Source organism: Algibacter agarivorans (assembly GCF_039543245.1).
Taxonomy (GTDB): Bacteria; Bacteroidota; Bacteroidia; order Flavobacteriales; family Flavobacteriaceae; genus Algibacter_G; species Algibacter_G agarivorans.
In genome coordinates this window covers 13,841-25,586 of record NZ_BAABJJ010000037.1, presented here as the reverse complement: position 1 = coordinate 25,586, position 11,746 = coordinate 13,841, and the positions used below count along the sequence as shown (strand labels likewise).

The 11,746-nt window shown below is 35.1% G+C and carries 5 protein-coding genes; 4 read left to right on the top strand and 1 reads right to left on the bottom strand.

Annotated features, from left to right (window positions below; translation table 11 throughout):
* Nucleotides 1–129 precede the first annotated feature (129 nt).
* From ppdK to ABD935_RS12810, 4 genes are all read left to right on the top strand, one after another.
* Nucleotides 130–2,859, top strand: a complete 2,730-nt coding sequence (ppdK, locus tag ABD935_RS12825; protein WP_345192514.1) for a pyruvate, phosphate dikinase — start codon at nucleotides 130–132, stop codon at nucleotides 2,857–2,859.
* A 535-nt stretch (nucleotides 2,860–3,394) separates the two neighbouring features.
* Nucleotides 3,395–5,620: a formate C-acetyltransferase gene (gene pflB, locus ABD935_RS12820; RefSeq protein WP_345192513.1), complete on the top strand. Its 2,226-nt coding sequence runs from the start codon at nucleotides 3,395–3,397 to the stop codon at nucleotides 5,618–5,620.
* Nucleotides 5,621–5,699: 79 nt separating this feature from the next.
* A complete protein-coding gene (gene pflA / locus ABD935_RS12815; protein WP_345192734.1) occupies nucleotides 5,700–6,449 on the top strand; it encodes a pyruvate formate-lyase-activating protein in 750 nt (249 codons plus the stop codon).
* Nucleotides 6,450–6,485: 36 nt separating this feature from the next.
* On the top strand, nucleotides 6,486–7,742 hold the full coding sequence (locus ABD935_RS12810) for an L-lactate MFS transporter (RefSeq protein WP_345192512.1): 1,257 nt from the start codon (nucleotides 6,486–6,488) through the stop codon (nucleotides 7,740–7,742).
* A gap of 106 nt (nucleotides 7,743–7,848) precedes the next feature.
* Here ABD935_RS12810 and purL read toward each other — a convergent pair whose 3' ends face one another.
* Nucleotides 7,849–11,589: a phosphoribosylformylglycinamidine synthase gene (gene purL / locus ABD935_RS12805; protein ID WP_345192511.1), complete on the bottom strand. Its 3,741-nt coding sequence runs from the start codon at nucleotides 11,587–11,589 to the stop codon at nucleotides 7,849–7,851.
* Nucleotides 11,590–11,746: the final 157 nt, after the last annotated feature.

The window sequence follows — 11,746 nt, the reverse complement described above, 5'->3', positions numbered from 1 at the left end:
CAATTACGTTAAGCAAAATAGGTAAGGTTTTTTATTAATGGATTAATGTTGGTTTTATGATTAAAGTCATTGAAATAAAGCATTATAGTCTATAATTTTAACCTTGAATTTTTATAAAAGGTAATTATTATGGAAATATTTCAAGAAGTAAAATCTCGAGTGTATCGATTTGGGGATAAAACCGCGGATGGGAACAGTAAAATGAAAAACTTATTGGGCGGTAAAGGTGCTAATTTGGCAGAAATGAGTTCAATAGGGATTCCAGTTCCACCTGGTTTTACAATCACTACAGAAGTTTGCACAGAATATAATTTATTAGGGCAGGACGCCGTAGTAGAGTTGATTAAAGAAGAAGTTGAAGCCTCTATTGCTAATATTGAATCTTTAATGGGGACTACATTTGGCGATAAAGATAATCCCTTATTGGTTTCTGTTCGTTCTGGTGCTAGAGTGTCTATGCCAGGAATGATGGATACCGTTCTAAATTTAGGAATGAATGATGACGTGGTTTTGGGATTAGCTAAAAAGACCAATAACGAACAGTTTGCTTGGGATTCTTATCGACGTTTTATTCAAATGTACGGTGGTGTGGTTTTAGGGATGAAACCTGCTTCTAAAGATGATATTGATCCTTTTGAAGAAATCATGGAACATCTCAAGGAAAAAAGAAGTATTCAGCTAGATACCGAATTTACAATTCAAGATTTAAAAGACCTTGTTTACGATTTCAAAGATGCGGTTAAGAAACGAACGGGTCATGATTTTCCAACGAATCCATGGGATCAGCTTTGGGGAGCAATCATTGCAGTATTTAATAGTTGGAATGGTGATAGAGCTGTGTATTATAGAAACATGAATGGTTACCCTGCCGATTGGGGTACAGCTGTAAATGTACAAGCTATGGTTTATGGTAATATGGGAGATAATTCAGGAACCGGAGTGTGTTTTACCCGTGATGCAGGTACAGGCGAAAACGTGTTTAACGGTGAGTATTTAATAAATGCACAAGGTGAAGATGTGGTTGCAGGTGTTAGAACGCCTCAGCAAATAACAAAATTAGGTTCGGAGCGTTGGGCAGAACTGGCTAAAGTTGAAGAAGATGATAGAGCTGAAAATTACCCGTCTTTGGAAGAGTTAATGCCAAAAATGTTTAATGAACTTAATGATTATCAAGATACTTTAGAGACCCATTATCGCGATATGCAAGATATGGAGTTTACTATTCAAGATGGTAAGCTTTGGATACTGCAAACTAGAAACGGTAAGCGTACAGGCGCAGCTATGGTTAAAATAGCCATGGATTTATTAAAAGAGAAAATGATTGATGAAAAAGAAGCTTTGCTTTTAATTGAAGCAAACAAACTCGACGAACTTTTACATCCTGTTTTCGACCCATCAGCACTTAAAAGAGCGCATGTTATAGCACAAGGTTTACCAGCATCTCCTGGAGCTGCAACAGGTAAAATAGTATTCTTTGCAGATGAAGCCAATAAATATAAAAATAGTATTTTGGTTAGAATTGAAACCTCTCCTGAAGATTTAGAAGGGATGAATATTGCAAAAGGGATTTTAACGGCTCGTGGTGGTATGACTTCTCATGCAGCTGTAGTGGCTCGTGGTATGGGTAAATGTTGTATATCTGGCGCTGGTGCATTAAAAATAAATTATAAAAACAGAACGCTAACTGTAGATGGTCATGAGTATCATGAAGGGGACTGGATTTCTCTAAATGGTTCTACCGGTAACATTATAGAAGGTAAAGTAGCAACTATAGAGCCAGAGCTAAGTGGCGAATTTGCTGAAGTTATGACGCTTTCAGATAAATATGGCATTATGAAAGTAAGAACGAATGCCGATAGTCCAAAAGACGCTAAAGTAGCACGTAATTTTGGGGCTCAAGGTATTGGATTGACCAGAACAGAACACATGTTTTTTGAAGTAGATAGGATTAAAGCCATGCGCGAAATGATTTTAGCAGATACCGTAAAAGGTAGAAAACATGCTTTGGAAGATTTATTGCCAATGCAGCGCGCTGATTTTGAAGGTATTTTTGAAGCTATGGAAGGCTTATCTGTTACTATTCGTTTATTGGATCCGCCATTACATGAATTTGTACCGCATCAATTAGCAACTCAAAAAGAGCTTGCCGAGGATATGCATATTTCATTACAAGCAGTTAAGAGTAAAGTGTCTGAACTAGAAGAGTTTAACCCTATGCTAGGGCACAGAGGTTGTAGATTGGGTAACACATATCCAGAGATTACTGAGATGCAAACTCGAGCTATCATAGAAGCTGCTCTCAATTTAAAAGAAAAGGGAATTATTTGTAAGCCAGAAATTATGGTGCCTTTAATTGGTACGGTTAAAGAATTTGAATTACAAGAAGAAATTATTCGAGATACTGCAAGTAAAATTTTTGAAGAACGAAATGATATGATTGAATATTTAGTTGGAACTATGATTGAAATTCCAAGAGCCGCTTTAATGGCAGATTTAATTGCTGAAAAAGCAGATTTTTTCTCTTTTGGAACTAATGATTTAACACAAATGACATTTGGATATTCACGAGATGATGCTGGTAAGTTTTTGCCAATATATATTGAAAAAGGTATTTTAAAAGTTGATCCTTTTGAAATTTTGGACCAAGAAGGCGTGGGACAGTTAATAAAAATTGGAACCGATAGAGGCAGAAGCACAAAACCAAACTTAAAAGTTGGTATTTGTGGCGAACATGGTGGTGAACCAAGCTCTGTTGAGTTCTGTTATAACTTAGGAATGGATTACGTAAGTTGCTCACCATATAGAGTGCCAATTGCTAGATTAGTTTCAGCACAAGCAGCTATAAAAGCAACCTTGTAATATTTTTATTTTTTTTAGTCAAAGAGACTGTTTTGAAATGTGTGATTAGAATTTTTATAGGTCATTTTTGATGTCGTTTTAGACAAAATTTTCTAGCATAGCCATAGTTACGGTATGAAATTTTAACGAAAAAGGGCGCAAAAAGGGGCATAAAAAAAATTGACATATATCAAAACAGTCTCTAAGCCCCCGAAGTAAATTTATTTATTTCGGGGGTTTTATTTTTTAGGATGCATTTGCATATTAACGTATATATTTTTTTTGATTTGTAAATTTTTACGAATAACATGATTTGAAAATAAAAACATTTGCAAAAATCATGTTAAAAAATAATATTTGTTAACGTTTATATAGCAAATAAGTTAAAAGTATAAATATTTTATTTTTCGTTTTTGTATTTCAAACGTTTTCGTAAAAACAAACTTAATAAAAAACCTTATTTACTGACATTTGTCAGGTTTATAATTAATCTCTGTAGATACCTTTGAGGCATCAAAACAAATGGATTTTTTTCAAAATATTAATATGTAATAAAATGGAAGTAAAACAATTTAAATCGGGAATTTGGACTAAAGAGGTTAATGTTAGGGATTTTGTACTAAATAACATTACACCTTACCATGGAACACATGAGTTTTTGGTTGGACCAAGTGTGAAAACCGAAAAATTATGGGAAGTTTGTAAAGCTGCCACCAAGGAAGAGAGACAAAATAATGGTGTACGTTCTGTAGATACAGAAACCATTTCAACAGTTAGCTCGTTTGCTGCTGGATATATCGATAAAGAAAATGAAGTTATCGTTGGTTTACAAACTGACGAATTATTAAAAAGAGCCATGAAGCCTTTTGGAGGTTTTAAAGTGGTTCAAAAAGCATTGGAAGAACAAGGTGTAAAACCAAATGATGCTTTAACTGAGTTATTTTCAAAATTTGTAAAGACTCATAATGATGGTGTTTTTGATGTTTATAATGCTGAAATTAGAAAATTTCGTTCTTTAGGATTTTTAACAGGATTACCTGATAACTATGCTAGAGGTAGAATTATTGGTGATTACCGTCGTGTAGCACTTTACGGAATTGACTTTTTGATAGAAGAAAAGAAAAAAGATTTAGCAAATATTACAGGTCCTATGACTGAAGCTGTAATTCGTTTGCGTGAAGAAGTTTCTGAACAAATTAGAGCTTTAAAGGATATCATTGCTTTAGGTAATAACTACGATTTAGATTTAAGTCGCCCTGCTGAAACAGCTAAAGAAGCTGTGCAATGGACTTACATGGGGTACTTAGCAGCTGTTAAAGAGCAAGATGGTGCGGCCATGTCTTTAGGGAATACCTCTACATTTTTGGATATTTATATTCAGAATGATTTACAAGAAGGTCTTATTACTGAAGAGGAAGCTCAAGAATTCATTGACCAGTTTGTAATGAAACTGCGAATGGTACGTCATTTAAGAATGAGTGCTTATGATGAAATATTTGCTGGAGATCCTACATGGGTTACTGAAGCTATTGGTGGGATGTTTGACGATGGAAGAACAAAAGTAACTAAAACGTCTTTCCGTTTCTTAAATACATTATACAATTTAGGAGCATCGCCAGAACCTAATATGACTGTGCTTTGGTCTAAAGACTTACCAGAAAATTTTAAAAATTACTGTTCTAAAGTTTCTATTGATACCTCTTCAATTCAATTTGAAAATGATAATATGATGAGAGCAGAACGTGGCTCTGATGATTATGGAATTGCTTGTTGTGTATCTCATCAAAGTTTAGGGAAATCTATTCAATTCTTTGGAGCGCGTACCAATTTGGCTAAAACCTTATTATTGGCTATTAATGGTGGACGTTGTGAGAAAACGGGAACTCAAATGGTTGAAGGTATTGCACCTTGTGATTGTGAGTACTTAGATTTTGACAAGGTTATGGGTAACTTCAAAATAGCTATGAAAGAAGTGGCACGAGTTTATAATGATTCTATGAACATTATTCACTACATGCACGATAAATACTATTATGAAAAAGCTCAAATGGCTTTAATTGATACTAATCCAAGTATTAATATTGCCTACGGAATTGCAGGTTTATCTATTGTAGCCGATTCGCTTTCAGCCATTAAATATGCAAGAGTAAAACCCGTTAGAAATGAGGAAGGTTTAACCGTAGATTTTGAAATTGAAGGTGAGTTTCCATGCTTTGGTAATGATGAAGATGGTGTGGATGAATTAGCAGCAAAAGCTGTGGCTGACTTCAATGATGAATTGAAAAAGTTAGCTGTTTATAAGGATGCTGAACCAACAATGTCAGTATTAACCATTACATCAAACGTGTCTTACGGTAAGAAAACTGGTGCTACACCTGATGGTAGAAAAAGCGGAATTCCTTTCGCTCCTGGTGCAAACCCAATGCACGGTCGTGATTGTAATGGAGCCATTGCTTCATTAAATTCTGTTGCTAAAATCGATTATAAAGATTCATTAGACGGTATTTCAAATACATTCTCAATAGTACCAAAATCATTAGGTGCTGACACGAATGAAAGAATTGAAAATTTAGCAACAATTATAGATGGTTATTTCATCAAAAACGCTCAACATTTAAATGTAAATGTTCTTGATAAAGAAATGCTTCTTGATGCTATGGAGCACCCAGAAGAATATCCTCAATTAACAATACGTGTATCTGGTTACGCTGTTAACTTTGTAAGATTAACAAAAGAACAGCAAATGGAAGTTATTACACGTTCTTTCCACGAATCCATGTAGTTTTATTAATATTTTGATGGCATCTGAAAAAGGAGTTTAATCACTTCTTTTTCGGATGTTTTTTTTAAAAACCTGACTTATCAAAACGCAACATAACATATTAAACGTACATTCTATTGAATCATTTGGGACCCATGACGGACCCGGTGTTAGAATGGTTATTTTTCTTCAAGGCTGCAAATTAAAATGTTTGTATTGTCATAATCCGGATACTATTGATACTGCAGGAGGAAAATCATATCCTATTGAAGAGCTTGCAGAAATGGCTGTAAAAATGAAACCTTACTTTGGTAAGAAAGGTGGTGTAACAGTTTCTGGAGGTGAACCTTTACTGCAATCAAAAGCGTTAATTCCCTTTTTTAAGAGGCTTAAAGAAGAGGATATTCATACTAATATAGATACAAACGGTAGACTGTTAAATCATTTTACCGAAGAACTATTAGATGATTATGCTGATTTAGTGATGCTGGATATTAAGCACATGACTGAGGAAGGTTATGAGTTTATAACGGGACAGCGTAACAAAGAAACGACGTTTAATTTCGCAAAGCATAGAGAAGCTTCAGGAAAAAAAATGTGGTTGAGGTATGTTTTGATTCCTGGGATTACAAACACACCTGAATTGCTACATGCTATGGGTAAGTACTTTAAAGATTATAAAACCATTGAAAAAATTGAACTTCAGCCTTATCATAAGCTAGGTGTTCATAAATGGGAATCTTTAGGTTGGGAGTATCAATTGAAAGATGCTCGCGAAAACACTGTTGAGGAAATAAAATCTGCAGTAAGCATACTAGAAAACTATTTCAAAGAAGTGAAAACAAACTAAGAGGTTGCTGTAAAGCACACCCAAACATTACAAATTATGAAAACACAAAAACTAAAAAACCGATGGCTTATAGCTGCTTCTGCAGTAGGAATCCATATCTCAATAGGCTCAGTATATGCGTATTCGGTAATGACTAACCCTGTTAAAGATATTTTTGATGTAGATGGAAGTGTTATAAAATGGGCTTTTAAGATTGCTATTTTATTATTAGGACTTTCAGCAGCATTTTTAGGACGCTGGGTTGAAAAAGTTGGACCAAAAGTAAGTGGAACAACCGCTGGGATATTTTATGGTGTAGGTATATTAGGGTCAGGCTTAGCCGTTCAATTGGAATCATTATGGCTATTTTATCTTTGTTATGGTGTTATTGGAGGTATAGGGCTAGGACTTGGTTATATTACACCAGTAAGCACCTTAGTAAAATGGTTTCCAGACAGACGTGGTTTAGCAACAGGAATGGCTATTATGGGCTTTGGTTTTGCAGCTTTAATATTTGGCCCTGTTATGCAATCTTTATTTGATTCTGTTGGGGTATCTAATGCCTTTTACATTTTAGGTGTTATATATATGATATTGATTTTATCGTCTGCAAGATATATTGAAAGACCACCAGAAGGTTATTTGCCAGATGGTTTTAAGCCAGGAGAAGGTAAAACTATTAAAAAGGATATGGCGAATATTGATGCCAATGCCGCTCTTAAAACACCTCGTTTCTACTATATCTGGATTATGATGTTTATTAATATTGCCTGTGGTATTGCTATCATATCGGCAGCAAGCCCAATGATGCAGGAGAAATTAAATTACACCCCAATGGAAGCTGCGGCTATAGTTGGTTTTATTGGTGTGTTTAATGGTTTAGGTAGGATTATGTGGTCTAGTTTGTCTGATTATTTAGGACGTGCCAACACGTATATTATTTTCTTTGCATTTCAAATTTTAGCATTCTATTTCTTGCCAAAAATGACTATGGAGCTAAGTTTCTTGATTGTATTGTTTACGGTAATAACAATGTACGGAGGAGGTTTTGCGACCTTACCAGCGTTCTTAGGAGATTTATTCGGAACAAAACAATTGGGTGCAATACACGGCATGGTGCTAGCGGCATGGGGACTAGCCGGTGTTGTAGGACCTACAATTTACGATGAAGTAAAAAAAGCTACAGGTTCGTTGGATGCTACTTTATCAGTCTTTGCAGGATTGTTTATTATAGCATTAATAATTTCGTTGCTCATGAAACGTTCAGTAACAAAAGCTTATAAGGAAATTAATAAGGATTTGAAGTTTGCTTAAACCGTAATCAAGAAGTTTTAATTTTTTATGATTGTGTGAGTTAGTGAAAAAGCCCAGAAATAAATGTTTTATTTCTGGGCTTTTTAATATGTAAATAATTTTCAGACTATCTATTTTCAATCCACAATCTAGCATTTACAAAAGCTTCCAGCCATGGCGACACTTCATCTTTTCTATTTTCAGGATAATTAGCCCAATTCCATTGAAACGTAGAACGCTCAATATGTGGCATGGTTACTAAATGGCGACCTGTTTTATCACTCATCATAGCGGTATTAAAATCAGAACCGTTAGGGTTATGCGGATAGCCTTCATAACCATATTTAGCTACAATATGATAGTTGTCTTCAGAATAAGGTAAACTAAATTTTCCTTCACCGTGAGAAATCCAAACGCCTAAGGTAGTTCCTGCTAGCGTTGAAAGCATCACAGAATGATTCTCTTGAATTTTTACCGAAGTAAATGAACTTTCGTGTTTATGAGAATCATTATGAAGCATCTTACCATGAATCTCATGTTCAGGGTTTATCTCTTCTAATTCCATAAATAATTGGCAACCGTTACAAATTCCAACAGAAAGTGTGTCTTCTCTATTGAAGAAATCTTGTATTACTTTATTAGCTTTTTCGTTGTATTTAATTGCTCCAGCCCAACCTTTTGCAGATCCTAAAACATCAGAGTTGCTAAAACCACCAACAGCGCCTAAAAACTGAATGTCTTCTAAAGTTTCACGACCCGAAATTAAATCGGTCATATGCACATCTTTTACATCAAATCCAGCTAAATACATAGCGTTTGCCATTTCACGCTCAGAGTTACTTCCTTTTTCACGTAGGATGGCTGCTTTAGGACGCTTACCATCATTGCGAGGAGTTTGCGACGTGGCAATCTTTTCATTAGGATGAGATTGCTTTACTGCGTTCGCAATGACGTCTTCAAGTTTTCCTGTAAAATGTTTAGGGAATGTATATTGTAAAGGTTGCTTTTTGTAATTATCAAATCTATCTTGAGCTAAATCATTTGCAGTTTGCTTTTGGTCTAATAAGAAAGATGTTTTGTACCACACATCTCTCATGTCAGCGATATCAAAGGAGAAATTATCGTCGTTATTTTTGATGCTTACCGTTGCAGAGTTATTTACTGTGCCGATATTAAAAAACTCAATATTATTTTCCGTTAAAACAGTTTCTATGGAAGCTTCTCCTTGAAAAACTAGTCCTGAATTTTCAGAGAATAAAACTTTAATGGAATCTTCTTCATTTAAAGCAGAGATATCAAAATCTGCACCCAAATTTATATCAGCAAAACACATTTCTAACAAGGTGGTAATTAATCCACCAGAAGCCACATCGTGTCCTGCGGAAATTTTATCAGCTTTAATTAAATTTTGTATGGTATTAAAAGTGTCTTTTACAAAAGTTGAATTTTTTACATCTGGAGCTTCATTTCCAATGGTGTTTAAAACTTGGTTAAAAGAACTTCCACCTAATTTAAAATCATCTTGAGAGATGTTAATATAATAGATATTTTGGCCGTTTTGTTGTAAAACAGGTTCTACAACTTTAGAAATTTCATTACAATTTCCAGCCGCAGAAATAATAACTGTTCCTGGAGAAATGACTTCATCATCTTTATATTTCTGTTTCATGGAAAGCGAATCTTTTCCTGTTGGAACATTGATTCCCAAATCAATCGAAAACTCTGAAATGGCTTTAACAGCTTTATATAAACGCGTATCTTCTCCTTCATTTTTACAAGGCCACATCCAGTTTGCAGAAAGCGAAATTGAGGCTAGATTATCTTTTAATGGCGCCCAAATGATGTTAGTTAACGCTTCCGTAATAGAATTTCTACTACCTGCTTCTGGATGAATTAATCCAGAAATAGGTGAGTGGCCAATAGAGGTAGCAATACCTTCTTTTCCGTTAAAATCCAGAGCCATAACACCAACATTGTTTAACGGAATTTGTAACGGGCCAACACATTGCTGTTTAGCTACTTTACCGCCAACGCAACGGTCTACTTTATTAGTTAACCAATCTTTACAAGCTACAGCTTCAAGTTGTAACACTTGCTCTAAATAGATTTGTAAATTTTTAGTTTTATATCTTGAATTTTTATAATGTCGCACAACAGTTTTATCTGTTAAAACCGTTTTAGGCGAACTACCAAACATATCTTCAAGCGCTAAATCCATAGGTTTGTCGCCCTTGGTTTCAGACTCGAAAGTAAATCTGTTGTTACCTGTAACTTCGCCAACATCATAAATTGGAGAGCGCTCTCTATCTGCTATTTTATGTAGGGTATCTAAATGTTTTTCGGCAATAACCAATCCCATACGTTCTTGAGATTCGTTTCCAATAATTTCTTTTGCAGATAATGTTGGGTCTCCAACAGGTAATTTATCTATATTAATTTTACCACCAGTATCTTCAACCAATTCTGAAAGACAGTTTAAGTGTCCGCCAGCTCCGTGATCGTGAATAGAAACTATAAAATTCTCTTCACTTTCCACCATACCACGCACTGCATTGGCAGCACGTTTTTGCATTTCTGGGTTAGAACGTTGTACGGCATTTAATTCGATACCAGAATCTAACGCACCAGTATCTGCAGAAGAAACCGCAGCCCCGCCCATTCCAATACGGTAGTTTTCACCACCAAGAATAACTATTTTATCACCAGTTTTAGGCGTGTCTTTTAAAGCTTGGTCTATTTTACCATAACCAATACCGCCAGCTTGCATTATGACTTTATCGAAACCAAGTTTTCTTGCTGCTGATGCGCTTGAAGCCGAATTTTCGTTGTGTTCAAAAGTTAATACTGAACCGCAGATAAGCGGTTGTCCAAATTTATTACCAAAATCTGATGCACCATTAGATGCTTTTATCAAAATATCCATTGGGGTTTGGTATAGCCAATCTCTAGCTTCAAATTTTTGTTCCCAAGGGCGGTTTTCTTCAAGTCTAGAATATGAAGTCATATAAACCGCAGTTCCAGCTAAAGGAAGCGATCCTTTACCACCCGCAAGTCGGTCTCTAATTTCGCCACCAGCACCAGTTGCAGCACCATTAAAAGGCTCGACCGTAGTAGGGAAGTTGTGTGTTTCCGCTTTAAGTGAAATCACAGATTCAAATTCTTGAGTTGTATAATAATCAGGAATATCGGCACGTTTAGGTGCAAATTGTTCTACTTTTGGGCCTTTTACAAAAGCCACATTATCTTTATATGCGGAAACAATATCATTAGGGTTTACTTCTGATGTTTGTCTAATCATTTTGAAAAGCGACACAGGCATTTCTTCACCATCAATCACAAACGTTCCATTGAAAATTTTATGACGACAGTGCTCAGAATTCACTTGAGAAAATCCAAAAACTTCAGAGTCGGTTAACGGTCTGCCAATTTTTTTTGAAACGCCCTCAAGATATTCAACTTCTTCATCGCTTAATGATAAACCTTCTTGTTGATTGTAGGCTGAAATATCTTCAATATTAAGAATAGGTTCTGGTTGAATATCAATTGTAAATGAGTCTTGATTTAAACCTTCGAATTTCTCAGAAATCATCGGGTCAAAATCCTTAAAATCTTCTGAAACAGCTAGAAATTCCTCAATTCTGATAATATCTGAAACCCCCATATTTTGAGTGATTTCTACAGCATTAGTACTCCAAGGGGTTATCATAGCTGCTCTTGGTCCAACAAAAAAAGCATCTAAGGATGCTTTTTCAATTTTAGGCTGATCGCCAAATAACCACGTTAATTTAGAGATGGTTTCAGTTGATAATTCTTTTGTTGATTGAACAGCATATATTTTGCTGGTTACGTTTCCAAAGAAATGAATCATTAGATCTAGATTTGTGTTTGTTTAAAGAAAGTGCAAATTTACACTTTTTTCACGATTCAAGATTGCTTTTTTTATGAAAGGAAGCATTCGAAGAATTTATCCAATAAAAGGAGTTTTTTATTAGTTATATACGTCTTAAGTTTACAATTCATTAAAT

Coding starts and splice junctions, on each gene's coding strand:
- ppdK (WP_345192514.1), top strand. CDS start 130: ATGGAAATATTTCAAGAAGTAAAATCTCGAGTGTATCGATTTGGGGAT.
- purL (WP_345192511.1), bottom strand. CDS start 11,589: ATGATTCATTTCTTTGGAAACGTAACCAGCAAAATATATGCTGTTCAA.
- pflB (WP_345192513.1), top strand. CDS start 3,395: ATGGAAGTAAAACAATTTAAATCGGGAATTTGGACTAAAGAGGTTAAT.
- ABD935_RS12810 (WP_345192512.1), top strand. CDS start 6,486: ATGAAAACACAAAAACTAAAAAACCGATGGCTTATAGCTGCTTCTGCA.